Origin of the sequence: Corynebacterium sp. HMSC055G02 (assembly GCF_001809065.1) — a bacterium.
In the GTDB taxonomy this organism is placed as follows: Bacteria; Actinomycetota; Actinomycetes; order Mycobacteriales; family Mycobacteriaceae; genus Corynebacterium; species Corynebacterium jeikeium_D.
This window is the reverse complement of sequence record NZ_KV795671.1, coordinates 48,492-74,826: the sequence shown is the minus strand read 5'-3', so window position 1 is coordinate 74,826 and position 26,335 is coordinate 48,492. Positions and strand designations below refer to the sequence as shown.

The 26,335-nt window shown below is 59.3% G+C and carries 23 protein-coding genes and 1 riboswitch; of the genes, 8 read left to right on the top strand and 15 right to left on the bottom strand.

Going from position 1 to position 26,335, the window contains the following annotated elements:
- The first annotated feature begins 13 nt into the window (after positions 1-13).
- From HMPREF2547_RS08515 to HMPREF2547_RS08505, 3 genes are all read left to right on the top strand, one after another.
- Positions 14-625 carry a suppressor of fused domain protein gene (locus HMPREF2547_RS08515; RefSeq protein WP_070605535.1) on the top strand — a complete coding sequence of 204 codons (612 nt, stop codon included), beginning with the start codon at positions 14-16 and terminating at the stop codon, positions 623-625.
- Positions 626-732: 107 nt separating this feature from the next.
- Positions 733-1,230, top strand: coding sequence for a hypothetical protein (locus tag HMPREF2547_RS08510; protein ID WP_048732907.1), 498 nt, complete (start codon positions 733-735; stop codon positions 1,228-1,230).
- An 82-nt stretch (positions 1,231-1,312) separates the two neighbouring features.
- Entirely contained in the window at positions 1,313-2,545 is a 1,233-nt protein-coding gene (locus tag HMPREF2547_RS08505; RefSeq protein WP_049189471.1) for an amidohydrolase, read from the top strand.
- 395 nt (positions 2,546-2,940) lie between these two features.
- Here HMPREF2547_RS08505 and HMPREF2547_RS08500 read toward each other — a convergent pair whose 3' ends face one another.
- The 6 genes from HMPREF2547_RS08500 to HMPREF2547_RS08475 form a co-directional block, all read right to left on the bottom strand.
- Positions 2,941-4,125 (bottom strand): acyl-CoA dehydrogenase family protein, encoded by a 1,185-nt coding sequence (locus tag HMPREF2547_RS08500; protein WP_016422383.1) that lies wholly within the window; start codon positions 4,123-4,125, stop codon positions 2,941-2,943.
- Positions 4,126-4,232: 107 nt separating this feature from the next.
- Positions 4,233-5,078: a YdcF family protein gene (locus HMPREF2547_RS08495; protein WP_070429526.1), complete on the bottom strand. Its 846-nt coding sequence runs from the start codon at positions 5,076-5,078 to the stop codon at positions 4,233-4,235.
- Positions 5,078-5,593: a nucleoside/nucleotide kinase family protein gene (locus HMPREF2547_RS08490; protein WP_070605534.1), complete on the bottom strand. Its 516-nt coding sequence runs from the start codon at positions 5,591-5,593 to the stop codon at positions 5,078-5,080. Before HMPREF2547_RS08490 ends, HMPREF2547_RS08495 begins: the two co-directional genes overlap by 1 nt.
- A gap of 19 nt (positions 5,594-5,612) precedes the next feature.
- Positions 5,613-6,332, bottom strand: a complete 720-nt coding sequence (locus HMPREF2547_RS08485) for an energy-coupling factor transporter transmembrane component T family protein (RefSeq protein ID WP_222865080.1) — start codon at positions 6,330-6,332, stop codon at positions 5,613-5,615.
- A gap of 95 nt (positions 6,333-6,427) precedes the next feature.
- A complete protein-coding gene (locus HMPREF2547_RS08480) occupies positions 6,428-8,044 on the bottom strand; it encodes an ABC transporter ATP-binding protein (RefSeq protein ID WP_070605532.1) in 1,617 nt (538 codons plus the stop codon).
- An 8-nt stretch (positions 8,045-8,052) separates the two neighbouring features.
- Positions 8,053-8,661 carry an ECF transporter S component gene (locus HMPREF2547_RS08475; RefSeq protein ID WP_048732921.1) on the bottom strand — a complete coding sequence of 203 codons (609 nt, stop codon included), beginning with the start codon at positions 8,659-8,661 and terminating at the stop codon, positions 8,053-8,055.
- A 157-nt stretch (positions 8,662-8,818) separates the two neighbouring features.
- Here HMPREF2547_RS08475 and HMPREF2547_RS08470 point away from each other — a divergent pair, with 157 nt between their 5' ends.
- Both HMPREF2547_RS08470 and HMPREF2547_RS08465 read left to right on the top strand, forming a co-directional pair.
- On the top strand, positions 8,819-10,870 hold the full coding sequence (locus HMPREF2547_RS08470) for a DUF2339 domain-containing protein (RefSeq protein WP_070605531.1): 2,052 nt from the start codon (positions 8,819-8,821) through the stop codon (positions 10,868-10,870).
- Between the two features lie 89 nt (positions 10,871-10,959).
- Positions 10,960-11,157: a hypothetical protein gene (locus HMPREF2547_RS08465; RefSeq protein WP_049172707.1), complete on the top strand. Its 198-nt coding sequence runs from the start codon at positions 10,960-10,962 to the stop codon at positions 11,155-11,157.
- Between the two features lie 156 nt (positions 11,158-11,313).
- Here HMPREF2547_RS08465 and HMPREF2547_RS08460 read toward each other — a convergent pair whose 3' ends face one another.
- The 3 genes from HMPREF2547_RS08460 to HMPREF2547_RS08450 all read right to left on the bottom strand — a co-directional run bounded on the left by HMPREF2547_RS08460 (position 11,314) and on the right by HMPREF2547_RS08450 (position 15,589).
- Positions 11,314-12,654 (bottom strand): alpha-amylase family protein, encoded by a 1,341-nt coding sequence (locus HMPREF2547_RS08460; RefSeq protein ID WP_070605530.1) that lies wholly within the window; start codon positions 12,652-12,654, stop codon positions 11,314-11,316.
- 4 nt (positions 12,655-12,658) lie between these two features.
- Complete coding sequence (locus HMPREF2547_RS08455; protein WP_048732929.1) at positions 12,659-14,071, bottom strand: M20 metallopeptidase family protein; 1,413 nt, start codon at positions 14,069-14,071, stop codon at positions 12,659-12,661.
- A gap of 135 nt (positions 14,072-14,206) precedes the next feature.
- Positions 14,207-15,589 (bottom strand): M18 family aminopeptidase, encoded by a 1,383-nt coding sequence (locus HMPREF2547_RS08450; protein ID WP_070605529.1) that lies wholly within the window; start codon positions 15,587-15,589, stop codon positions 14,207-14,209.
- A gap of 264 nt (positions 15,590-15,853) precedes the next feature.
- Between HMPREF2547_RS08450 and HMPREF2547_RS08445 the strand changes: the two genes are divergently transcribed.
- A complete protein-coding gene (locus HMPREF2547_RS08445; protein ID WP_049180842.1) occupies positions 15,854-16,051 on the top strand; it encodes a hypothetical protein in 198 nt (65 codons plus the stop codon).
- A gap of 2 nt (positions 16,052-16,053) precedes the next feature.
- On the opposite strand, the gene HMPREF2547_RS08440 is transcribed toward HMPREF2547_RS08445, so the two are convergent.
- From HMPREF2547_RS08440 to thiC, 3 genes are all read right to left on the bottom strand, one after another.
- On the bottom strand, positions 16,054-17,397 hold the full coding sequence (locus HMPREF2547_RS08440) for a glycosyltransferase family 87 protein (protein WP_246819664.1): 1,344 nt from the start codon (positions 17,395-17,397) through the stop codon (positions 16,054-16,056).
- A gap of 312 nt (positions 17,398-17,709) precedes the next feature.
- Entirely contained in the window at positions 17,710-18,693 is a 984-nt protein-coding gene (locus HMPREF2547_RS08435; RefSeq protein ID WP_246819662.1) for an HtaA protein, read from the bottom strand.
- A 381-nt stretch (positions 18,694-19,074) separates the two neighbouring features.
- A complete protein-coding gene (gene thiC / locus HMPREF2547_RS08430) occupies positions 19,075-20,781 on the bottom strand; it encodes a phosphomethylpyrimidine synthase ThiC (RefSeq protein ID WP_070605527.1) in 1,707 nt (568 codons plus the stop codon).
- A riboswitch (TPP riboswitch) is annotated at positions 20,780-20,901 on the bottom strand. It overlaps the preceding gene by 2 nt.
- Before the next feature lie 384 nt (positions 20,902-21,285).
- Here thiC and HMPREF2547_RS08425 point away from each other — a divergent pair.
- Complete coding sequence (locus HMPREF2547_RS08425; RefSeq protein WP_242451376.1) at positions 21,286-21,816, top strand: hypothetical protein; 531 nt, start codon at positions 21,286-21,288, stop codon at positions 21,814-21,816.
- Positions 21,813-23,660 carry a hypothetical protein gene (locus HMPREF2547_RS08420; RefSeq protein WP_070605525.1) on the top strand — a complete coding sequence of 616 codons (1,848 nt, stop codon included), beginning with the start codon at positions 21,813-21,815 and terminating at the stop codon, positions 23,658-23,660. The genes HMPREF2547_RS08425 and HMPREF2547_RS08420 overlap by 4 nt, the downstream gene beginning before the upstream one ends.
- Here the strand turns inward: HMPREF2547_RS08420 and HMPREF2547_RS08415 are convergent.
- The 3 genes from HMPREF2547_RS08415 to HMPREF2547_RS08405 all read right to left on the bottom strand — a co-directional run bounded on the left by HMPREF2547_RS08415 (position 23,642) and on the right by HMPREF2547_RS08405 (position 26,213).
- Entirely contained in the window at positions 23,642-24,121 is a 480-nt protein-coding gene (locus tag HMPREF2547_RS08415; RefSeq protein WP_070546444.1) for an SDR family oxidoreductase, read from the bottom strand. The genes HMPREF2547_RS08420 and HMPREF2547_RS08415 overlap by 19 nt on opposite strands.
- A gap of 121 nt (positions 24,122-24,242) precedes the next feature.
- Positions 24,243-25,481: a methyltransferase domain-containing protein gene (locus HMPREF2547_RS11120; RefSeq protein WP_083280599.1), complete on the bottom strand. Its 1,239-nt coding sequence runs from the start codon at positions 25,479-25,481 to the stop codon at positions 24,243-24,245.
- 249 nt (positions 25,482-25,730) lie between these two features.
- Positions 25,731-26,213: a pirin family protein gene (locus HMPREF2547_RS08405; RefSeq protein WP_048732946.1), complete on the bottom strand. Its 483-nt coding sequence runs from the start codon at positions 26,211-26,213 to the stop codon at positions 25,731-25,733.
- Positions 26,214-26,335 lie beyond the last annotated feature (122 nt).

The window sequence follows — 26,335 nt, the reverse complement described above, 5'->3', positions numbered from 1 at the left end:
AGGAGTACCGCCCGTGTTCGATAACTTAACCGGCCCCATTCCTCCCGCCGGCCCCGATAGCAATGCGATTATCAAAGCAGTCCGAGCAGCATTTACCTCCTATTTTGAAGAGTCCAACCCCGGCGAAGCCCAGCTGACCTTCCTTGGCTCTGCGCCACTGAAGATGCTGCGCTTCGGACCTGACACAGACCGGATTGTCACCTATGCAACACTGGGTTGCAGTGCCGAGGCGATGCAGGATCCGTCCGCAATGGTGGTGGACACCAACTCTGGCCCGCGCGCCGAGCTCATCTTGCCTATTCGTGGTGGACTGGACGAAGTCATCCGCCCGCTGGGTATTCTTGCCGCTTCCCCAAGCATCGAAGGCCTCATCCTCACCGAGGGGGCACTAATCGACTTCGGCCAGCCACTGTGGGATCAGTCGCGCTTCACCGGTTTTGTGCTGCTCAAGGCAGAAATCCCGCCGGTCGCGATAGAGGAAACCGAAGTCACAATCTTCCAGCCGGTCCCCGCCACGACCAACGAATTTGCCCTTGCTCGCGCTAAGGGCGTTGACGAACTGCGTCGCGTGTGGGAAACCCAAGGTGTCGACTTCACCGACCCGCACCGCACCAGCGCTGTATAAAAGTTAGCTTTTGTGGTGGTTGCCGGTTATCTGCTCGTCGGCAAGCGATAAGTTCAACCTAGCAGTGACGTTTCGCGCCGCGACAGCGTGGTTTAGAGTATGGAATTATGGCAGTCAATTCGGCTAAAGACGTTCCTTTCCATGCGGCGCAGTCCTTTAGGTGGTGGCGGCTCGCGGTATATGTTTACGTCCCAGCGCTAATCCTCACCGTGGTCAGTTCCCTATTGAAATGGGACGCGACTGTTACGGAAGCGGCAAAGGCCAACAACATCGAGGTTTCTGCTGCACAGACCAGCTTGGCCGTGAGCTTCGCGTTTGCGATTCTCGCGCAGACGGCAACGGCGATTGCGTGCTGGTGGCTTGCTGGCAAACTCCTTGAAGGATCGACTGCAGCGCGCACGGTGCTGTCCGTGGCGGCGGCAGTTTTTGTCATTAATGCATCAATGACGCTGGTCGGAACGATTTCCCAGGTACGCTCCGGAGACTCGTCGGCGCTCGGTTTGATTACAGCTGGCCTGCTGATTGTTGCCTCTATCATCGCCGCAACTGCAACCGCCCAGTCCTACCGCGGCGAGCGTAACCAGAAGTTCTTTGTGACGACGTAGGCAGCTCTTAGAGGTTTGGGGCGGGACGGGGATGCCTTCCAGGGCCTCCACCGTCCGCTTTAGGTCGGCGTACATTTTAGGTATGCCCACTAATACTGAGAGCGCCAGAAAGATTCTGAATGGTCTCGCGTCCACCCAATCCCAGCGCGAGGAACTGTACAAATATTTCCACCGGCACCCTGAGCTTTCCATGCAGGAGCACAGCACTGCAGACCGGATTATTCAGGAGCTCGAATCTTCAGGTATTTCCACAAATCGCGTCGGAGACACCGGCATCGTTGCCATTATTGAGAACGGTGCCGGGCCGATTGTAGCTATGCGCGCAGACATTGATGCGCTACCGGTGAAGGAGACTTCCGGCAAAGACTACGCCTCCACGGCAACGCAGATTGATGAAAAGACCGGCACAGAGGTCCCCGTCGCCCACGCTTGTGGGCACGACTTCCACCTGATGTCTTTGCTCACAGCGCTGCAGGCTTTCAACGAAAACCTTGATCAGTGGTCTGGCACATTCATCGGTATTTTCCAACCCGCTGAAGAAACCGCCGAAGGTGCACGCGCAATGCTGGCGGCAGATCTGGAGAGGGCTATTCCGCGTCCCGACGTTTATCTCGGTCAACACGTACTAGCTAGCTTGCCCGGCGGTTATGTGGGAACTCGCCGCGGGCCAGTTCTCTCCTCTGCATTCTCGGTCAAAGTCACTGTGCACGGTAATGGCTCCCATGGATCCATGCCGGAGCTCAGTGTCGATCCCGTTGTCTTGGCATCCACCATTGTGATGCGCCTTCAGACCATTGTCTCGCGTGAGGTAGCGGCCACCGAGACCGCAGTGGTGACCGTTGGTGCGATTCAAGCGGGAACTAAGTCCAACATCATTCCTGACTCCGCAGAGCTGCTCATCAACACTCGTGCCTACAACAGCGCCGTGACCGAACACCTCAAAGAGGCAATCGAGCGCATTGTACGAGCAGAGTGCGTTGCTGCCCGCAGCCCTCAAGACCCGCAGTTCACTTACTACGACCGCTATCCCCTCACGAATAATGACGGGGATGCCACGAATACTGTGCGTGAGGCATTCGACGCGTACTTCGGTGAAGAAGTCTCCGACTTGGACGCAGTGGCCGCCTCTGAAGATTTCTCAATCATCCCCGATGCGCTTGGAGTGCCATATACGTACTGGGGGCTCGGCGGTTTCGCGGATGAGAGCAGCGCCGTTGGCAACCACAACCCAGCTTTCGCCCCTGACCTCCAACCCACTCTTGACCGGGGAGCAGAGGCAATCGTTGTAGCTGCCTGTGCTTGGTTGGCGAAATGAGGGTGTGATTAGCGAGGCTGATGTGTGCGGCTGCTGGCGAGCTGGTGGATGGTGTAGTGCCGGACTCGTGCGGGGCTGGAGTGCCGGACGGCCGAAAAACCGGGGGTTAAGCGAAAAAGTAGGCCCCGGCGCACGCCGACCGGACATGCTTCTTGCTACTTAACCCAAAAACTTACGGGCTGCAAATGTGAAACTGTATGAGTTTATGACACTTTGAAGCCGTTTTTCGGGCCATTTCTGTCATAAACGCAGTCAGTAACTCGCATCGCCCCACCGCCGCTGGTCATAAATGCAGTCAGTAACTCGCATTGGGGTTAAGAGACAAATTCTGGGTGATGTGGCAGCATGAAAAAGCCCCCGCCTTGGTAGCGAGGGCTTAGCGTTTGCGCTGGTGATTAGCGCTTTTGTGCGTCTGCGAGAATCTGGCGACCTGCGACCATGCGGCAAATCTGGTTAGTGCCCTCGTAGATCTGGGTGATCTTGGCGTCACGCATCATGCGCTCAACCGGGAAGTCACGGGTGAAGCCGTAACCGCCGAGCAGCTGCACGGCATCAGTGGTGACCTGCATAGCAACGTCAGAGGCGAAGGTCTTGGCGTTTGCGGCCATCAGACCCAGGCGAGCGCCGCCCTCAGCAGTGCCGCGCTCAGCGTTAGCGGCTGCGGTGTAGACCATGAGACGAGCAGCGTCAATCTTCATACGCATGTCAGCCAGCATGAACTGGGTGTTCTGGAAAGCAGCAATCGGCTTGCCGAACTGCTGGCGCTCCTGCACGTAACCAACGGCGTAGTCGTATGCACCCTGCGCGATGCCCAGTGCCTGTGCACCAATAGTCGGGCGAGTGTGGTCCAGGGTCTCCAGGGCAGTCTTGAAACCGGTGCCCTCTTCGCCGATGATGCGGTCAGCCGGGATGCGGCAGTTTTCGAAGTACAGCTCCGCGGTCGGGGAACCCTTGATACCCAGCTTGTGCTCCAGGCCACCGACGCGGAAACCCTCGTCGTCCTTGTGGACCATGAATGCAGAGATGCCGTTGGCACCCTTCTCCGGGTCGGTGACAGCCATGACGGTGTACCAGGTGGAGCGGCCACCGTTAGTGATGAAGCACTTGGAGCCGTTGAGGACCCACTCATCGCCCTCACGGACCGCGCGGGTCTTCATGGAACCGGCATCCGAACCGGCCTCACGCTCAGTCAGTGCGTAGGAAGCCATTTCACCGTTGGCGATGTCCGGCAGGACCTTGCTCTTCAGCTCGTCGGAGCCCTTGAGGATCAAGCCCATGGTGCCCAGCTTGTTCACAGCCGGGATAAGAGAAGCCGAGCCACAGACACGAGCAACTTCCTCAATGACAATGCAGGCCGCAACCGAGTCCGCACCCTGGCCACCGAACTGCTCCGGCACGTGGACGGCGTTGAAGCCGGCCTCGTTGAGAGCCTTCAGGGCCTCCTCCGGGAAACGCTCGTTCTCATCGACGTCCGCTGCGTACGGAGCAATCTGCTTCTCCGCCAGATCACGGATAACGGCGCGGAGCTCCTGGTGCTCCTCTGGCAGCTGGAACAGGTCGAATCCTGGGGTCAAAGCCATGTGGGTGTTCCTCCCGATTTAATGATTCCGATGTCGTGTTCGATATCGCGCTCTACGCATTTCTACGCAGCACTATCACCGCACGACGTATTTATCTTCGTTCGATACTAGTGGCTAACGCTTCGCGCTACCCGCGAAATTCGTAAAATTCTCGCGTTGCCGCTCGGCGCCCACAGAATAAACTGCGCGAGGAATTCCCGCAGCAGCGATGTCGCCCAGTACCTCAACGGCGTATAGGCCCCGACGACACACCAGGATTCCAGCCCCCGTTCGCGCATGAGCTTCGCTACCCGTGGCGCATGAAAATCACTGGTCACAACAACCGTTCCAGCGCTCAACGCACCGTCCATGCCGCGCATCAATTCGCACGCATAGTCAATGTTTTCCGACGTATTCGTCGATTGGTCCTCGGGGATCAACTCGATGTCGCCACGCTTTACGACGTCCCCAGCGTTCGCCTCCAACCACTCCACCATGGCGTCCGCTTCGGAGCAGGTGGCATCTGTCACCGCTTCACTGCCGACCCCACCGGAGCAGATGATTCGCTCGGTTCGCTCATCACACGCTGAGACTGCTCGCTGTAATCTTCTGGCCAGCAGGGCCGAGGGCCGATTGTTCTTCAATCCGCATCCCAGCACAACCACGGTGTGTGGCGGCAGAGTTGGTTTTTTGGCTGCACATCGAAGACGAACGGCCTCGAAAACGATCGCTGCGGCTCCTGGTACTGCGAGGCCGGCGAGCAGGGGCGTCGTCAAGCGATGCGATGCGCGAGCGTAGTAGGCGCGGTAGCTGGCCAGTGTCCACGCGGCACCTACTGTGGGAAGAACCCACCGCGGAGGTCTGCGATTGGGCAGGCGTGGTGGGCGTAGCTCCGAATTAGCGGCGACGCGTAGTCCGCCGACGAGGAGCATGGAACCGAAGCCTGCACCGAGGCACGCGAGTGTTTTTCTCATCAGAGCTTCCACGTTAACTGTTCTGGGACGTTGATGGTCCAGTCGACGAGCTGTTGCGGATTGTGCTTCGCCATATGCTGGGATTCCTGCTCGGCCCACATGTCCCAGTGTTCCTCGAAGTGGTCGTCGCGAGCCATGGCACGGGCAAATCGAGTCTGCGTGTCCAGCTCTACCCAGACTCCCCAGGCGTTGCCGTCGCCGATGGCGCGGGCAGCGGCAAGGTTAGCTTCAGTGACAGCGCCACAGCCTTCAACGATGAGCGAGGAGTCCGGTGGCGTGGGGACCCACTCGGCGAATTCACTGGAGTACCAGTCCCAACGGCGATACCCGCGCTCATCGGCCGGTAGAGCGGGGTTCAAAATGGTCTCCGCAACTGCGGCCGATGCTTTCTGCAGACCGGACCAGCCCGGATATACATCCTCCAAGTGGATAACTGGCCAACCGAGGATACTGTGCAACTTTGCCGAAAAGGTGGTTTTGCCACTGCCGGAACGGCCGTCGATAAGCAGAATCATCGTGATTGAAACGCCTTTGCTACGCTACGCCCAGGAAGCGGAACTCCCCGGCCCACACGGAAATACTGATTGCTGCGACGGCGATGGCAAGGCAGGCGGCCATGGTGGCATAGTCACGCGTGGCCAATGTCGAGGTGTGCCACCACGTACGCTTAATCGGTGTGCCAAAGCCGCGGGCTTCCATGGCTGTAGCCAGTTTGGTGCCGCGGCGCAGCGCAAACACCAGCAGAGCGAACACCTGAGAAATAGTGCGGCGGATTGCGCCGTGGTCACCCAAACCGCGTGCGCGACGGGCTCGGGTCAGCGCCTGCCAATCGCTGATGAATAGGCCGACGAGTCGCAGACTCGCCACCGTTGCCAGCACAAACCGGCTGGGCAGCTTGAGAATCTGCGCCAGCCCATTGCCCAGATCGGTGGGGTCGATATTGGCTGTCAGCACGATAACTGGAGTACCGATAGCCAGCACACGCAACATGATCGCGATGGCCAGGGAAATAGAATTATCCGTCACATGCGCAAGCAGGAAGGAGAAATACTCTTTGCCCTCCGGGTTGCCGTAGAGCGCCATCGAGATTCCAGAGATGGGCGCGGCGATAAGAAGTGGCAGGCTGCGTCCTAGAAAACGACGAAAACCCAAACCCGACAGCGGCACCAAGAAAAGCGTGCAGACAAGCGCGACCACTGCGGAGACCCAGTCGATGGAAATCAGCAGCGGTGTGGTGAGCAAGAACAGGCCCAGTACTCTCGCTACCGGGTTGACCGTCGCGAGGAAAGGCTGCTTACTCGAAGTGCCGCTCTGCGTACCTTCAGCCGTACCGGCGGAACCGACTTCAGTCACAATTTCCCTCCTGCTTCGCCCTGGCCGCGCGAACCGCTATTGCTGCTCGGACCGGCCTGCTCCCCCGAACCAGGCTGTCCCAGCGCCGCACGGTCTAACCGCTTCAGATGAAACATATCCATGTCGACGACGTAGTCCCCCATCGCTTGTACCACCAATGGATCGTGGGTAATCGAAATAACCGTTCGGCCGTCGTCAGCAAGCTGGCGAAGCAAAGTGAGCAGCTCGGTGAATGTCCGGCGGTCTTGGCCGAACGTCGGTTCGTCGAGAAGCACAATATCCGGCGCTGTCGCCAGCATTGTCGCCACCGACAGACGTCGCTTCTCACCGCCCGAGAGTGAGAACGGATTCGCCTTGGTCAGAGCCGTTAGCCGCAGCCGCTCAAGTAATTCCTCGATGCGCTGATCAGCGTTGACACCGACAAGCTTGGGGCCAAGCTGCAACTCTTCCAGCACTGTGCCGGTGACAAATTGATGCTCGGGGTCTTGGAAGACCGTGCCAATCCGAGTAGCCAACTTCTTCGACGGCCATCTCCACGGCGCACTACCGCTGCCGGCCACTTGGACCGTGCCCGCCATCGGCTCAAGCAGGCCGCCGAGCGTCAGCGCTAACGTGGACTTCCCGCTGCCGTTGTGACCAACGATGCAGGTGGAAGCTTCGGATGGGATAGAAACGGATACTCCGCGAGCAATAGGATCAACAGTTTCGCTACCCCTGAACCACGACTTCTTCGCGCCATAGCCGATGTCCAGCTCGCGGGTTTCGATCGCGATGTCACCGCTAGGGTGCCCGTCCTGGTCGCAGGCAACTGAACGCGCATCCGGCAGCGCGGGCGGAGCACCCGGAATCCACACCCCAGCATCCGTCAGAGCCTGCCCGTAGTCTTCCAAGACCCGATGCGGTGCACCATCGGCAATCACACCTCCGCGGCCCAGCACGATGACGCGGTCGACCACATCGACCCACGCATCCACTCGATGCTCGACCACAATCAGTGCCGCACCGGTCCTCTCCGCCGCGGTAATCGCAGCATCGCGTAGTACCGGCACACCGGCCGGGTCGATGTTGGCCGTCGGCTCGTCCAAACAAATAACCCGTGCGCCCATTGCCAGCACACCTGCCAATGCGAGGCGCTGCTTCTGCCCACCCGAAAGTCTGTGCGTGGGATGATCCAGCGGCAAATCCAGCCCCACCAAATCCAGGCTGGCGCGCACTCGGTTGCCAATCTCAGCTGGGGCAACGCCCAGGTTTTCCGCACCAAAGGCAACATCGTCGCCAACGCGAGCACTAATCGTCTGCGAGTCAGGGTCTTGCAGCACCAAGCCCACCGAACCCCGTGCGGAAGCAGGAGTACGACCTTCAATCAGGAGCTTTCCGGTGGCTTCGCCATCGGAGTCGTCGCCAAGCACGCCAGCAATAGCGGCGAGCAGCGTCGACTTCCCCATCCCCGACGCGCCGAGCAACAGCACCTTTTCACCGCGCTCGATGTCCAGCGTGATGTCGTTCAGTACCGCAGCTTTGCGCCCCGCGTGCCGATATCCGAACCCCCGCGCGCTCACCGCAGGGACATTTCCGCTTGACGACGGCCCCCGCGTCAACGCCTCATCTGTCATCGATTTTCCTAGACGTCGTCGTGCCGCTCTCGCCCGATGGCAAAACGATCCAGCGCTCCAGTTGCCGCCAGTGCCTTAGCCAGGAAGTAAGCCAGCAGACCGGCGAGGACGGCACCCGACAGCGCCGTGGAGATCAGGTAGATGACGTTGAATTCGAAAGTCTTGGCCAGGTTGCCAGTGAAAAGCTCGAAAGTCCATGCGCCAACACCTGCCATGAGACCCGAGATAACCACGGTGACCAGGTTGTAGCTCTTATACGCCAAAATGAGGAACACCAGCTCCGCGCCGAGCCCCTGCGCCAAACCTGAGTACAGGGTGGAGATACCCCACTGGTTACCGATCAGTGCTGAAACCGTCGCTGCGATTACCTCGACGAAGATAGCGGCACCCGGCTTGCGAATGATGTACGCGCCGAGCGGACCACCGAGGAACCACATACCAGCGACCAAACCGCCAAGACCAGGAGTAAGCGCGTTGACTGCTTCATAGCCCGCACCGCCGATGATGTTCCAGATAACAAAAATCAGGCCAACGGCCACGCCGATAACAGCTGCAATGATGATGTCAATATTGCGCCACGAGAAGTTAGCGCGCGCTGCACTCGCCGATTGCGTCATCCCACTTGCTCCTATTTTTCTTTAACTCGAGCGGTATTGCTCAAACATTATTGATGTATTCATTAGCGGCGTATGAAGCCTGTGTCGACACGCCCTAAGCACTAACTTTTGCCTACCCTACCGCGCCCAGCAGATGGCCTAGATAACATAAGGAACCATGACTAAAGCCGAGCGGTCATCTACAGGAGATACCCCAACTGCCCAAACCCCTCATACGCCGCCAGTCGGCGATGAGGGGACAGCCGCGGATTCCGCAGTGAACACTGCCGAGGCCCCTGGTGCTGACAACACCGCTGAGCAGGAAAGTTCTCGCCCATACTACATGCCCACATTGACGTGGGGCGAGCGACTTGACCTGTCTGCGAAGCAGTGGTGGCCACTCATCGGAGTTGTTATTGCGATACAGCTTGTCGCTCGCATTCTGGTGCTGACTAGCCATGGTTTTTACTGGGATGACTTCATCATTGTTGGCCATCTTTACGACACCCCACTGCTGAGCAAGGACTACCTGCTTCAGGATCACGACGGGCACCTTGCACCACTGGCCTTCTTGGTGCAAGGCCTCTATCACCTCATCGCGCCGTGGAACTGGTGGCTACCGGCTATCACCATGGCCGTGATGTCGGTAGTGCTGACATACGCCACAGCTAAACTCTTTGAGCTTCTCACCGGCCGCACGCTGGTATCGCTCTTCCTCATCACGGTCGTCGCCTGGACTCCGCTGATGCTTCCGGGCGACACCTGGTGGTCGGCCGCGGCCAATTCCCAGCCGTTCCACCTAGCATTCGTGGTTTTCATGATTGTCGCCATTCGCACCACTATGCGTCGTTCCTTCGGCCCCCGCCCGTGGGAAGCCGTAGGCCTGTTCGTGCTGCTGGCAGTGGCGCTGGGATTCTTTGAGAAGTCCCTGGCTATCGCACCGATCTCCATGCTGGTTGTCGTCACTTTGGCTTACATGGAGCGCAGAAATATCCTGCAGGTTCTCCGCCGTGGCCTCGTCATCTGGATCCCATCGATGCTGCTGACCGGCGCCTGGGCACTGTGGTACTACTTCGGCCCCGCCGAAACCACCGGCTTCATTTCCGACAAGCTGCAGCCCGAACTGTTCTTCAACGGCCTCGGCCAGATTTTTGCCGGCATCATCGGCGGACCAACAAGCTGGGAACGCTGGGCTCCGGGACAGCCGTTTGCCTCCGCTTCGTCTCAGCTGATTACTCTCGGCGGCATTATCCTGTTGATTCTGTCTGCCACCCTCATCGGCCGCGATTACCGTGGCTGGGCTCCGTGGACGCTATCGGTGGCGTACATGTTCACCACCTTGTTCGCCATCACCCTGTTCCGCTCGGGAGAGAACACCTCTGGCGTGCTGGCGCACACTTTGCACTACTACTCTGATGTCGCGCTCGTGATCGTAATCTGCGTCGCGATCTCCCTGGCTGGACTCCCACCGAAGGACGAGGCGCCAGCGCTGCTACCGGCTCGTACGCACATTCTGATTTGGTCGCTGGGCATCGCGCTGGCTGTCACCTCCACGATTTCCGTGGTCACTTACCGCAATGCCTGGTCTGATGACATCGCAATGGAGTGGATCGGCAACACCAAGGCGTCGCTGTCTGCGCTGCGCGAGGAAGCCGATGCCGCTGGCCCCGACAAGGCGATCGACTACAATCTCATCGACCAGCCCGTCCCCTTCGAAGTTCTCGTGCCCGTCGCCGCTCCGATGAACATGTACTCGCGGGTGTTTGATGCGGTCTCCGATCGCCCGCCGTTTGAGCGCGTCACCGGTCACCCGCGCATGTTCAATACAGACGGTTCGCTTATCGACGCCAAGGTCTCCGAGATCACCCGTGTCACTGATGGACCTGTCGAGCAGTGCGGCCATCGCATCACAGTTGGCGAGGACGGCACTGCGTCGGAGGACATCAAGTTGGAGAACATCATCAAGCTCGGTGACTGGGTGCTTGAGTTCCCGGCCACCGCCTCCGAGGACATGGATGTGCGCCTATCGCTCCCCAATCCTTTCGAGACCGAAGAGCAAACCCGCGGTGGTTCCACGGTCGTGAAGATGAACAATGACCTGCGGCCGCGCTATGTGTACCTCAACGGTGGCGGAAATACTCTCCATGTCGATGTGGAAAAGGCCACTCCGGGGGCAACGCTATGCATCGGCGCGGGGGCGATTGGCCCCTTGGTTCCCGCAAGCCGTTAAGAAACGTCTAAGATATTGCTTTAAGATAATGTGAGAAAAGTTTATTAGCCCCTTGTAGCTATTGTTTTTCCGACAGAGGAGCCACATCCATGCGTAACCGCATCGCCGGCGCAATCGCCGCATCCGCCATTGCCGCAGCAGCCCTGGTCGCTTGCTCTCCCCCGAATCAGGTTGACTCGGACGTGAAGGTCGGCGACCAGGCCAACCCGTCGGAGACCTTCGAGCAGAAGGCCACCACTCCGGCATCCTCCGACGAGATGACCCCTGCTGAGACCGCAGAGATGTAATCACTGCATCTGCGAAAACAGGGGTAGCCAGCAAACATAAACGCAGTCACTACCCCTTGTGCCCACTCATCGATGGGGCACGAAAGAATTACCGCCTGGACATTGTGTCCGGGCGGTTTTGGTTCTCCGAGGGCAGCCTAGAGCCGCCAAGAGAGCCTAGGAAAACTCAAATTCCACGTGGTCACCATCACGGATCACGGCGCTGGTTGCGCCGTTTTCCAGGTTCAGCTCGACAACGAGCGAGGGCATCTCGCCGGAAGCTCCAGTCTCGCCCAAGGCCTCGGCAGCATCGTCCACGAGCGCCGCGTCGGTTGCGGTCACGCGGTAGCGAAGAAAACCATTGCGCAATTCATCAGTCTCCACGCGAGCGGAGTGCAACCATGGGAACCGGCGTCGCACCGCAACGAGCTGCTGGTAAGCGCGGTAGAGATCCGCGCCAAGCGTAGAGAGTTCCTCCGGACTATCCGGGAACACTGGACGAATCTGGTCGTCACCGCCGATGCGTTCCTCTTTGAGACCGGTGTAGCCCTGTTCGTCGCCGTAGTAGACCAGCGGCACACCGGCCACGGTAAACAGCACCGTCGCCGCCAGCACGGCCTTGTCGGCCCCTACCTGCGTCGCAATGCGTGAAACATCGTGGTTTCCCACAAACGTCACCGGCACAAAAGACTCCGCGAAGGTGTTATGGCGCTTCAGAGTCCAGTCCAACTCGAAGAAGTTTTCCTCCTTCAGCGCAGACCAGGTCGCTTTCCACAGCTCGTACTCCGTCACCGAGTCCATGCCGGACACCGACACAATCTCCGCATAGTCACCGTGGATGACCTCGCCGTAGATAAAGGCGTGCGGGTGCTCAGCACGCACTCGCGGCAAAACCTTGTGCCAGAACTGTGGGTCCACTGCGTAGGCCGCATCCAGTCGCCAGCCATCAATCCCCCGCGCCAGCCAGTAATTCATCACGTTGACGACAAAATCAACAGTCGCGTCACTGGTGTGATCGAATTCGACCAAACTCTCATGGCCCTCAAACACCGGCGCGGTCATGTCGCCATCTGAGTGAGTAAACGCAAAGAGCTGTGCTTCTTCAGAGTCAGGGTTTTCCTTCGCGGTCTTCAACGCGGGTGCCTCTGCCCCGATGTGGTTGAAAACGCCGTCGAAAAGCACTTTGATGCCACGCTCATGGGCAGCTTCGATGACAGCCTTCATGTCCTCTTCGGTACCCAGGCGCGAGTCAATGCGGTAGTAGTCCTCGGTATCGTAGCCGTGGCTAGTCGACTCGAATACTGGCGCCAGCTGCAGCACGTTGAGCCCGAGCTCCTGGACGTACGGAAGCCAGTCAATCAGTTTGTGAATTCGATTGCCCGGCGCGGCGCCTCGATCCTTCTCACGGATGGGCGCTCCCACAAACCCCAGTGGATAGACGTGCCATCCAATCGCCCACTTCGACCACTCAGGTGCGGCAGCGAGCGTCTTATTAGGGGCGTTGGGGGTCGTGGACATTGTCCTATGCATCCTCTCTAGGTGCCTGAGGCTGATTGGAATTATCTGATGCCGCCGCCTCAGGACTCGGTGAGGTCTCCCCCGCCGATTCGCTTGACGACGCCCGCGCCTGGCCCGCATGCGACTGTGGCGTGCCAAGGCCTGCCTTCCGCGGCCGTGGAGGCACGGAACCTGCTGCGGGCATGGTCGGAGATGTGGCAGGGCGCTCCGGCGGATGATTCTTCGACGGGTTCAGTGCGTCGAGCGCGATTTGGATTTCCGTGCGCATGCCATTGACCATGGCTCTCTCCACAATTTTAAACTTGGAATTGTGGAGAAAGAAGGGATTACCCGCTTCCGGGCCACCGGTGCCGAGAAACATGTAACAGCCCGGCGCTTCACGGGAAAAATAGGAGAAGTCATCCGAAGGAGCCCACGGATCGGCGGCGAACACCTTGGAGTTGCCAACTGCCTTCGTCGCCGCATGCCAGGCGCGATTGACTGCAATGTCGGCGTTGACCACCATCGGGTACGGAATCTGCCAGTCAAAAGTCGCCTGTGCGCCGTGAGCTTGGCAGACGCCGTTGACGACGGCCTCGATACGCTGGCAGACAATCTCCCAGTCGGCCTCATCCACCGAGCGGATGGACACTTCCAGGTTGGCCGTATCCGGGATCACGTTGCCGGCCTCACCTGAATGCAGTGAGCCGACGTTGACGATGTTCATGTGCTTTGGATCCACATCGCGGGAGACAATCGTGTTCAGCATGAGAGTCACCTCGCTGGCGATGAGCACCGGGTCAATCGACAGCTGCGGGTTCGAAGAGTGTCCGCCACGGCCACGAATCGCGATGGAGACGATGCCCGACATGGTTGTCACTCGCCCAGCGCAAATTCCCACATGCCCTACCGGATGCGGCGCGACGTGGAAGGCGTAGACCTCATCCAAGTCATCGGCGGCACCCTTGTCGACCAGCTCACGAGCACCGCCCGGCAGCATTTCTTCGGCGTGCTGGAAGATGCACAGCACCTTGCCGTGCAGTTGATCGCGCATTCCAGAGAGCACCTTCGCCGTGCCCAGCAGCATCGCCGTGTGCACATCATGACCACAGGCGTGCATCACACCCGGCGTGCGCGAGGCGTACGGCAATCCCGTTTCCTCCTGAATCGGCAGGGCGTCAATATCCGCGCGGTAGCCAATCACACGGCCAGTGCTGGGGTCGCCCGCTGTACCCTCGATGACGCCAATCACGGACGTCGGGGTTAACCGGTACGTCGGGATGTCCCATTGATTGAGCAGATCCTCAATCATGTCCGAGGTCCTGTACTCCCGGAAGCTCAGCTCCGGATTCTGGTGCAGTTGGCGACGCCATGCCACCGCCTCTTCGATAGGTACTTCAAGGCGGTGCGACGGCAGGGTGTCGTTAGCATCAGTCATGGTTCATAGCATGACAGAAAATAGGCTCCACGACGAGCAGCTACGGAAACTCCCTCACCCATTTTCGCTTCACGACGGCCACAGCGCCCCGACATCTCCCCTGCTAGAGGCGACTTCAGCGCTGCCAGCGAGCTGCTAGTGTCCGGCACCCCAGAAATCCACGGTGAGTTCGGCCAACCACCATGGATCAATCGTGCCGCACATCTCACGCGCCGAGTGCATGGAGACCATCGCAGCTCCGATATCAATGGTGTCGATACCCAGTCGCGTTGCAGTGATCGGGCCGATAGTGGAGCCACATGGCTTGTGGTTCGCAGAGACAAAATACTGCACCGGCACTTCCTGGCCAATGCGCTTAGAGGTTTCCGCTGCGATTCGGACAACCTCAGCCTGACCGGCCGCCGTAGTGGCGTAGCGCTGGTTGGCATTGATCTTCACCACCGGGCCGGCATTGAGTTCCGGCTGGTGCCCCGGCTCGTGTTCGCCTGCATAGTTCGGATGCACACCGTGTGCGCCGTCGGCCGAGAGACAGATGGAACCGCGGTAGAGCTGCTGGGTGCGTTCCAGGTCAGCGCCTGTGGCCGCTGCGATGCGGGACAGAACGTCGGCAAGCAGTGGCCCTGCAGCGCCCGTAGTGGAGGCGGACCCAACTTCCTCGTGATCGAAAGCGACCATGACGGGGATGGTGGTTGACGTGCTCCAGTTTTGGCGGAGCAAGGCCTCGAAGGCGACTAGGGAGGAGTGGACGCTGAGCAGGTTGTCGAGTCGACCTGAAGCCAGGAATTCATCGTGAGCACCGAAGGTGCGCGGCTGGTGGGTGTCGAAAGAAATGAGGTCCCAGGCGACGATGTCGTCGATAGACAGTCCCGCAGCATCGGCGATGACCTGGTACACATCGGTGCCGAAAGTATCCAGTCCGATGATTGGTGCAGTGTGATTCTGCTTGTGGAGCTTCAACCCCTCTTCGTTAACCGCACGATTGAGGTGGATAGCCAACTGCGGAATACGCGCAACCGGGCCAGTGCGAGCAAGGTGCTCATTGCCGCTTTTATCAATTACCCGACCGGCGAACTCAATTTCGCGATCGGTCCAGCTTCCCAACAACGCACCGCCATAGACCTCCACAGCGACCTGCGCATAGCCTGCGGCGGAGGTGCGCGCGTTGGGCTTCACACGAAAACCCGGCGAATCCGTGTGGGAACCCACAATACGGAAACCGGTGAAATCGGCAGCCGGCGTCTCCGGGACGACCCAAGCAACGGCAGCGCCATCGCGACGCAGGACGTAGGCACCGGGTTCGCTTGGCCACTGTTCGTGCTCGTCGACGACCGTGGCACCGGCTGCACTCAGACGGTCAACGACCTGTTGTGCCGCATGAAATGAGCTTGGCGACGCAGCCACAAAATCAATTAGATCCTCAACGTGACTGAGCGCTGCCGCCGGAACGCTGCGCGATGCCGCGTCCGAGGTATCCGCCGAATCCGGAGACTCAGGGGTGGGTGCCGAAGAAATAGCCATAGCCAAACTCCTACTTCAAATTTGATTCCGCATTTCATTGTATTGGAGGGCACAACTGACCGTGACCGAGTATTAAGCCGGTCCACAATGTGATGCAGCTTTCATGTTGGGAACGGTATCCGCTTAGTCACTTTTGCCCGTTTTAACTCGATATCGGGCATATTCAGACATATAGTGGCAACCGCATCAAAGAAAACCATTTGAATACAGAAACTCTCAAACCGGAGTCCCGACCGGATTCCGACCACAGAAAGGGTTTATACCGTGAGCCTTGAAAACCTGTTCCCCCGTTCTTTCACTACCAAGCGCGCCTTCTTCTCTCAGCCGCTGCGCGAGGCTCTTGCCCGCGACACCAGCAGTGACGCTAACGCAGTCCACTTCGGCCACCAGGTTAAGAGCACCCGGAACGAGATCTACAGCGACATGTCTCCCCGTGACATCGTCTCTATGCTGAGCCGCTAAATCTAGCGCTTCCTCAAGTCGAATAAGACCATTGGCTCTGGCTGAGGAAATTTCAACGTCTCCACAGCAGCTAATTCACTGCCAAAACCAGGTCCAACCTCGCCTGTATCACCATCGCCATACCGATGTACCGCAAACGCGTGGCAGCCACCAATAACTAGCATCAATGCGAGCGTCAAGAGCATCGCGGTAATCCCCGAATACATAAATCCGCCGGTATATGGCGTAGCAGCAATCGGGTTTGTCACAGGAAACGTCAGCAGGACCACTAGCAACGCAATACCGATATACGGCCACTGTCTGGTCAATCGGGTCCGCGCCATGGCGACCAAACCGAACACAGACGTGACCAGCATCAACATGTAATGGGTCCAAAGAATCGATGAGAATGTGGCTGCAATAAGCCACGCGCCCGTGATTAGGAATTCAAACCGGTAGACCGGGTTCAACCACGCAACTGCCGTGACCATCAACACCACGCCAAGCGCAATACACAGTGGAATCGTTTTCACATGACTCGGATAATCACGAACCACTGTTACTAATAAATCAGGTTTTCCCAGGTCTGTGGCTAAAGTCGACGCCAACGACTGATTCGCACCGCCGACCAAGACCGATGAACCAATGTCGCCGATTCGATCAATCCAATCCGAAATCACCGCCATATCAACGCGGATAAACATCCAGACCGCCAGTACCGCCGTGGTGGCCAGCGACCAGAGGGCTGCGCGCCGTCGATAAGCGAAAAAGAGCATCACAGCGATGAGCGCATACGGAGTCAATTTAATGGATGCGACGATGCCGAGCACGATGCCCGCGAGCCAAGGACGAGTGCGCGAGGCAGCAAGACCATAGGCGACACCCGCGACGATCAGCGGTGTCGTCTGACCGATCCAGAACGAATTAATAGTGGTCGGCAGAGCGAATACGCATGCGGTAACCAGCGCTGCGATACCCCAGGGCATGGTGGACCGAAACCACAGGTGGTAGGAAGCTACGACGAGGACCACGACGGCCATTCCGGAGAGAAACAGCAACCAAGCAACCGAGGTTTCAAAGCTCATGACGTGGGATATCACTCCCAGAGCCTTTGCGAACAAAGGGTTTTGCACAAAGGGATGCGTAAATGGCGCAGACACTTCCTGCGCCAGGCGTGGCCAGACCTCTCCACTCATGGCAGTGAAATCGATTGGATCGGCGTCATAAAGATGGGACTCAAGTCCCCTGTCCATAAGTAGCCCGCCTACCCAGAGCGAAGCCCAATCGTCCGGCTGAGTACGACCATTCCAGGCCAACAGCGAGGCAAGACCACCGAGCAGCGAGACCAGAATAAGAGGCCAGCTCATCACAGGCGATTGCGCCAGCGCGGGGGTCTGACTGGGTTTGCGAGCCCGCATTTTTCGCGAGACCTGTGACCGAGACTTCGCAGCAGCACGTTGCGACTCCGCAGCCTGTGACGATGCGCCATCCTGTGACACAGGTCCTTCTGCCTGACTATGCCGTCCCACGTTCCTCCTCATCGCTGGTAAGCGCCTCTATCTAATGTAGTGATTCCAATACGGCAGTGGTTACACCCCGCAAGAACCCACAAGGTATGACGGCTTACTTTGAACAAAGTGCCAGGAGGACGACAGTTGGCGGCCGTGATGGCCGGAGGACTATCGAATCTGTGAAATAGTGCCGATGGTCGTAATCAGCTGATCTCCATCGCTGTCGACCACGGCGGCTATGGGCATGCGCTCCATCTCATCCGGGCCGACATCGTAGCCCTGCGAGACCTCTGCCGTAATAATCTTTCCGGTCGGGCCTTCCTCAATGCGCGGATTACGAACGACCACATGAACCAGACTGAACTTCGCGGTGATGTGAACTTCTCCGCGGTAGCTCTCCCTTTCGACATCGCTGTTGTCATTGTCGCGGGTGAATGAGACGACACCGGCTTCAGGCTCTAGGGCACCGTTCTTGGCAGTGACGCCACCACCCAGTGCGCCGAATACCTTCTCCAGCGCAGATACAGAAATTACTAAATCCTCGCTGGAGGGAGCCGGGGCATTCTTGCCCGGAGCATCCGAATAATTCAACGGGATGTAGATTTCCTCGGCCTCATTAATGGAGCCGGCTGCCGGGTAAACATAAATGCCCCAGTTTTCACCAGCTGGGGTCTCTGGCGGGTCAACAACAATGCGAGCCTCAAAGCTGCCGTCATCTGTCATCGGGGTAGCCTGACGAGCGATAGAACGTCGCATGTCGACGCCCTGGTTCGGTATCGCCTCGAGAGTTCCAGCCGGCGTGACCCAGGCAATGTTGTCGTGCGGATGTTTCCGCGACGAGGACGGAGCACCTTCACTTGGCTTCCAGGAGTCTGGGAACGCACTGTAGAGAACATAAACACCATTGGGCACACCCGGAGGAATTGGAAGCGGGTAACCACCACGGTTGGCCGACGGATTGAAACCACTACCGCGAACGATAAGAACATCGCCGCGATGAACCGTGGCACCTTCAGCTGGTGTGCCGTCCTCAAAAGTCACAGTAACTTCCGGGGATTCGACATACTGCGGATCCTGCGGCTGGAAGTTCTCCGCTGGATTAATCACATTGGGAAAGTTGTCCGGCACGATTGGCTTCGCAGTTTCAGCCATTGCTGGGGACACAAACGCCGAAAGGACCATGGCGCCGGACAGCGAAACCGCAGTAACACCTCTGCGCGCACTCTGCCTCACCGGTCGACGCTTGCCTTCTCCAACGGGCGATGATTCAGAGCTGAATGAACGGCGAGTTTCGTGGGCACCCGCAAGATGGCGGTGGGAATGATCGAAAGTCAGGAACTTCAGACTGTGCATACAAGCAATGTACACCCCGCGTATTAGGCTCACCTAACCTAGTTATTAAGGCGCACCTTACCCACCCCCGTTTGAGTCTCAACGCTGGGATTGGAAGAAATAGCTGAGAGCAAAAGAAAGCCGCGGCCAAGCCCAATAGAGCTCGACCGCGGCTTGCTTCAGCAGCTTTGAGGCAACCAATTACTCCGCGGTAATCGGCAGGTAGACGCGACCACCCTGATCAGCGAACTCCTGGGACTTCTCAGCCATGCCGGCCTCGATAGCTTCAACGGAGTCCAGGCCGTGTTCCTTCGCGTAGTCCTGCACATCCTTGGAAATACGCATGGAGCAGAACTTCGGACCACACATGGAACAGAAATGCGCGGTCTTTGCCGGCTCTGCAGGCAGAGTCTCGTCGTGGTAGTCCAGCGCAGTGTCCGGATCCAAGGCCAGTGCGAACTGGTCATGCCAACGGAACTCGAAGCGGGCCTTCGACAGCGCGTCGTCACGCTCCTGAGCGCGCGGCAGCCCCTTTGCCAGGTCAGCGGCGTGCGCGGAAATCTTGTACGTAATCACGCCGACCTTGACGTCGTCGCGGTTCGGCAGACCCAGGTGCTCCTTCGGCGTGACGTAGCAAAGCATGGCGGTGCCAGCCTGCGCAATGATTGCCGCGCCGATAGCCGACGTGATGTGGTCATAGCCCGGCGCGATGTCGGTTGCCAGCGGGCCGAGGGTGTAGAACGGAGCTTCCTCACACCACTCCTCTTCCCACTTCACGTTGTCAGCGATCTTGTGCATCGGAACGTGGCCTGGGCCTTCAATCATGACCTGGCAGCCGCGGGACTTGGCGATCCTGGTCAGCTCGCCGAGGGTCCGCAGCTCAGCCAGCTGGGCCTCATCGTTAGCGTCGGCAATGGAGCCCGGGCGTAGGCCGTCACCGAGGGAGAACGTGACATCGTACTGTGCCAGAATGTCGCACAGCTCAGCGAAGCGCGTGTAGAGGAAGCTCTCCTGGTGATGCGCGAGGCACCATGCGGCCATAATCGAACCACCGCGGGAGACAATGCCGGTAACGCGGTTGGCGGCCAGTGGCACGTAGCGCAGCAGCACACCCGCGTGAACGGTCATGTAGTCCACGCCCTGTTCGCACTGCTCAATGATGGTTTCTCGGTAGATTTCCCAGGTCAGCTTGGCCGGGTCACCCTTAACCTTCTCCAGCGCCTGGTAAATCGGCACCGTACCAACCGGCACCGGGGAGTTACGCAGAATCCACTCGCGGGTTTCGTGAATGTCCTTACCGGTGGACAGATCCATGATGGTGTCCGCGCCCCAACGGGTCGCCCACACCATCTTCTCCACCTCTTCGGAGATGGACGAAGTCACAGCCGAGTTACCAATGTTGGCGTTGATTTTGGTGGCAAAGCGCTTGCCAATAATCATCGGCTCGGTCTCCGGGTGCTTGTGGTTGGCCGGAATCACGGCACGCCCCGCAGCAACCTCTTCGCGAACAACTTCCGGATCCACATTTTCACGAGCGGCAATGAATGCCATCTCCGGGGTGACAATTCCCGCACGAGCCCATGCCAGCTGCGTCTTGACCTTCGGGGCCTCCTCAGAACCTGCAACCGCCGGCACCGCCGGAGCCTTCGGCCAAGAGTCACGAGTCTTAGCCAACCCCTCCTTCAGGTTCAGTTCCGGGTTTTCCTCGGTGTAAATACCCGAGGTGTCGTACGCATCGAAGTGAGTGCCGTCCGTCAGATTGATTCGACGGACTGGAACGCGCAGGTTCGCCTCACCGAAATCGTTGCTGAACGCAACCTCGTCGTAATGCTTGTTACTGCGGTAAATCGGGCCAGTTGTAACCTCGCCCTCTTTCGGCGGAGCGGATACAGATACACGTGCGACCATGAAGCAACACATCCCTTTCCTACGCTGGTATTACCCAGATTCAGGTTCGTCCGGTCGACGCTCGATCCCTAGCGTCCTCTCAGTGCCGGAATTTCGGTTGGCACTCCCGTGGTTTTGTAATGCGCCTCATAGTCTAACCAATCGTTCGGATTACTTCGGTCATTACACCCACGATTGCCGCAAATGCTTAACGACGGCGCGGAGAACGCACCCCAAAGATGCAGGTTGTGGCTACGCAGAGGCGTCGTTTTGCACGGCGACCGCGTTGTCCACACCCCCTAAAAGTTATCCACAGCCGGTCTATTTTTTCGGCTTCTCAGCAAGCGCAATTGCGACCGCGGTGTTATATCTTTCTCACACAAATTCTTTGGGGAGGGAAAATTGAAAAAGGCGACTACTGCCGCCCTACTGTCAGCACTTCTATGGGGAATAACGGGGACTAGTTGCGCATCGACCGAGGCATCCGGCGAGGACGTTCAACCTGTCGGCGACAATGCGACAACCATGACTACTGACTCGGGCGTGACGTTACCTGCGGGTGTGCTTCCACCCAACAATCCGCCGGAGCCCGGTGATGCTCCACTTGGTCCCGATGGGCACTACAACTACGACGCACCCGAATTCGTCCTGACCAATCCGTGTGACGACCCTGAGATTATGGGGCGCCTCGACAGGCTGGGGTTCCAGGAGCAGTCTGAGGTTTCAGAGCGAATTAAAGGTGTCAAACAAATAGGTTGCGGGCTTCAAACCAGTCATATTTTGCCACTCGGGCTCTGGCACACATCGGTGGCCCATTCCCGGCTCGAGAACTATGACGCTCACCCCACCACGCACCACTCAGAAGGCCTCCATTGGGTGACTTTCAAACAAACCAACCCGATTGGTCTCTCGTACTGCATTGCATCCGTAGAGACCCCGAAAGGCGCACTGGGTTTTATAACGCACATCTCAGAGGAAGAATCCACTGATTTCGATGAAACCCTCTGCAATCCTGCCAATGAACTCATGACCAATTACCTGGGGGAAATGTCTTGATTTCTGCAAATATTTCGACGATTGATCACGCAATTAGCGGACTAACTGGAGCAATCATGCTTCCCGGCTCGTCTATGACGATGCAGCCAAACCTGACCGGCTACTCACAGGTTCCGTCACTCCAGCTGGTGGCGACAGAGCACAGTCTGGCAATTTCCGGCAGTTCAGGAAGCTCTGCAGCCGTCGGCTTGTCTCTGGGCAAACAACTCACCTGGGCGCAAACGAATCTCGCTGACTTCCGTCGCGTGATTACTGAACACGAATCCACTATGAACCGGATTCTTCGAAGCATTAACCCGTTCAATGGTGACGGCGCTTCCCTTGCTGAAGTAGCGCGCACAAGTGGTGTATTTCAGCGTCGGCCGATGTTTGAAGCTGGAAGTCTCACTTTCGCGCCAGTCACTCTTTCTGCGGAACTTGGTCTCGATGCGAAGTCCCTACTATCCATGTTTTCCTCGACAAACGATGGTGCCGTAGCCGAGGCGATCGCCTACTGGAACAACTTCGCTGAAACTATGACCACGTTGGCCAGCAATCTAACCTTCATCTCATCCGGCTTGGTGTCGAGCAACAGCGGTGCTGTTTTCTCTGCTGCGGATACGACAATGAAAGGTCTGGCCGCACGCGCTACCAGCATCGCCACCGCATCTGAGGTCATGGCCGGGCACCTTGCCGTATTGCCATCTGTGAAGGCGATGGCCGTCAATGCACTATCAGCGATCGAAGCCGAATCCAAGGCACTCCAAAACCCTGGCGCGCAAAAGGCTTTTGAACAGGCCGAGGTAGCAGCCTTTCTCTCTGGTCCGTATACCGCACAGCTACAGACAGCTATTCCCCGAATTCCTAACCTGGTTTCTGCCGATGCGGGAAGTGGTGTGACTGCCGAGGTGTCCGTTGGAGCCACAGTCGCCGGGCGTTCTGGAACTAGCCAGTTCAGCCTTTCGCCTGCGGGGATGACTGGAAGCATGCAGGCCGCCAGCACACCAGTTGGTGCCACCTCAACTGTTCCGGATTCTCCAACACCACAATCCACAACCGCGAGCCCTTCCGCTCCTTCGCACGTGCAACCGAGCACTTCGACTTTGTCGAACCCCACAAATCCGTCTGCTACCCCTGTGCACCCAGCATCACCTAGCAGCCCAACGAGCTCCACAATCTCGCCAACATCCCCGACCAGCACATCAACCATGGCTCAACCGAGCACGGCGAATCCAGCCATGGTCACCCCTTCGGGAGCGAGCGCCCCACTTCAACGCACATCACCGCAAGGAGTCTCGCCTTACGGAGTTCACGGCAACCGGCCGGCTGGCTCCCTCGGCGCAGGTCGCACTGCGGGGCTCACACCAGCGGGCAATATCCCGGCACTGCCGTCTTCTGGAAACGCAAGCCCCCGTCCACCGGCCTCGGGACTTCCGACTTCGAGTCCCGGTCGTATGCCAGCGCCAACAGCGGGGCGCGGGATGGGAACCGGCTTGGGGCCCGGGGTTGCTGGTTCTGCCTTGCCAAACGCCTCGAATAGCCCTGCACAGCGCGGAAGTGGATTGATGAATTCCCTAATCAGCGCGCGCAACAGTACTGCTACCGGAGCTACGGGTACTGCTGGCGGAACCACGGGCGCCGCTGCTGGAAACCGTGGCGCAGGGGCTTTCGCGGCCACCACAGCGGGCAATCGTGGCGGACTGCTCCAAAAGGGCTCCGCACCGTCGGCACGCAAACTGACAAATGTAGCCACCATCAGGGATAACGATGCCGGCGCTTTCGAGCAGAACGAATACCAGAAGGAGCTTTTCGGGGATGCGCCAATTACTATCCCGGCGGTGATTGGTCACAACGTCCGATCGTAAAGCTCCGACCGTAAGCCTCCGAGCATAAAGTCAGCGCGCAAAAGCTGATCTTTACCCGCTCGGGCGCCACGGGGGATCAGGCTGGCAATCGACGACGTCATCACGATCTTCGCGCCCGGCTCCAACAGTGGCACGAACGCACGGCAGCCGCAGACCGCCCCGAGCAGGTTGATGTCGAGCGCGCGGTGCCACGTGTCCATGGTGACGTTCTCGATCGCCCCGCCGACCGCGATGCCCGCGTTGAGCACGAGCACGTCCACCGCGCCTATCGCCGCGGCCGCCGCCTCCCGGTCCGCGTCGGAGGTGACGTCCAGCTCGCGGTAGGTGCACGCATCGCCGAGCTTGACGACGTCCTCGTTCGCCGAGTCATGCAGATCGGTCGCGATGACCGAATCGCCGCGTGCGACGAAGCGCTTGGCCAGTTCGAGGCCGAAGCCGGAAGCGGCGCCGGTGATGAGCACGCGCCGCAGGCCGCGTGGTTCGGGGGAACGGCCGAAGGGGCCCTCGCCGGATGCGGCGGCGAGGCCGGTCCGGGCCGGCGAAATCGCTCCGCCCGTGCGGCGGTCAACCCCGTGTACGGATCTACGTGAGCATCGACAGCAGGAACACGGAGTCCTCGTCTGCGTCGACCCGGTGTGGGACCATGGTGGGCAGGTGTGCGACGGTCCCCGGCGTGAGGACCTCGGTGCGGTCGCCTACGGTGAAGCGCACCTGGCCCTCGATGCATTGCACCATAATCGGGTGTGCAGCGCGGTGATCGGGCAAGGCCTGGCCGGAGCGGAAACGCATGGCGATGATGTTTACCCCGTCGGCCGTCTGCAGACGTTTCACCGCCGGGCCGTCGCCGTCCTTGGCGGGCGGAGCGGCGGCGACGACGTCATGAAGGCTCAGAGCCTCCGGATCGGCGGTCAATTCAGCTTGCTGGTCGTCGTCGAGGAACTCAATCTCGGGCCCGCGTCGGACGGCGGGCGATGCTTCGCGCCCGCTTTCGGAAGCGTTGGAAACGGCACCCGTCGCATCGGCGGCGTCGGCGGAATCGGCGGTGTCGCGCAGACGGGCCACGATGCCTATCGAGGCGAGGGCGTCGTCGTTCTCGACGAAAACGCTGCGCATGCCGAGAACGCGCTTACGCGCCGCGGGGTGCTTGATCATGTTGCCTGCGATGCGGGCAACTCCGGAGATCCCTTCGTCTTCGATCATCTGGGAGGGCTTGAGCAGGCCCATCTCCGCAATGCGGACGTGCTCGACCTCGAATCCGTGTTCTTCGAGGAGGTTTCGCCACTCCGCGACGGTAAGTGGTCGGGCGTTGACCCGGATGGCCTTGGACATCGCGATGCGAATCTCATCTTTCGTCGCCGCATCCAGGTCGTCGGGGGTCAACGCCAGTTCGTGGATCGCGTAGCGGCCGCCGGGAACGAGAATCCGACGAACCTCGTCGAGAATCGCCGCCTTGCCCTTGTCGCCTTGCATGGTGAGCATCGCCTCGCCCACGACGGCGTCCGCCGAGTCATCGCCGAGCCCCGTCGCTTGGGCCTTGCCTTCGGTGACCCGGCCCCTGTGGCCAACGACCTTGCCGGTCGTCTTGGCGGCGTCGGGGTCCTCGTCGATGCCGACGTAATCCCCCGGTGCGCGATTCAAGATTTCCGTCGCCGTAATCCCCAGTCCCGGTGCGAGTTCGACGACGCGGGCGTCGGTGAGGCGAGCCCGGTCGAGAATCCACTCCGTCATCTTCCGGCCACCGGGTCGAAGGACCTTTTTGCCCAGTCGGGCCAGTAGCCAGTGGCCCTGGAGTTGTTCGAAATCTCTGTCGCGTGCATTCATGGTGCGTCTCACTCGTCGTGTGGCCGGGCCGACGGTGTCGGCGGCTGCGCCGGCCCGTTAACCCGCATGTAAAATACTGCTTTAGCAATTAACTTAGCCTTACCTGGCATATTTGTCGAGGGGTTGGCCCGAAACGCCGAACCGGGCCGTTGCAACGTAGATGTCCGACGACCCGGTCGATCCGAAAAAGGCGAGGTACCTGTCCTTCGGCGTCTGGTCTATACCGTCATCCGGTGTCGTTTGGTGGGCTCAGTCGATGCTGCGGTCCATGGTCCAAGCCAGCACCTCGGCATCGTTGATGGCGGTCATGGGCAGCGAGTCGACCTCGTCCGAATCCGCTGAATTCGATCCGTCGGCCGTGATGCGGGCAACGTCGCCGTCGTAAAGCGTCTCGTCGCCGAAGGATGCCGAGCCGCAGGCGACGAAGAAGTGGGTGAACCGCGACAACGGCACGTCGATGGTGCGGCCTGCGGGAACCCGGCCGATGCGCAACGTCGCGCCGGTGGTGCCGATGGTCAGCGGCGCGAGGCCCGGTGTGCCCGACGCGACCGGGACCAGCGTGCCGTCGGTGAGAGCATCGTTGAGGTCGACCTCGTCGTGGGAGGGAGCGGCACCGAGATCGTCGGGCGGCAACCAGGCCTGGACGACCCGCAACTTCTTGCCGTCGAGGTAACCGGAGGCATTGAGCTCGGAGTGGCGGATCCCGCGCCCGGCGCTGATTCGCTGCGCCATGCCGGGGTCCCTATGTGGATTGTCAATAGTCAGGCGGGACTTTCACGTACATCGCATGGGGGTGTTGTAGCCGTGACTGATCGCCGGTCCGCATCGTGCGGGCCGGCGGTGATCAGCGCAGC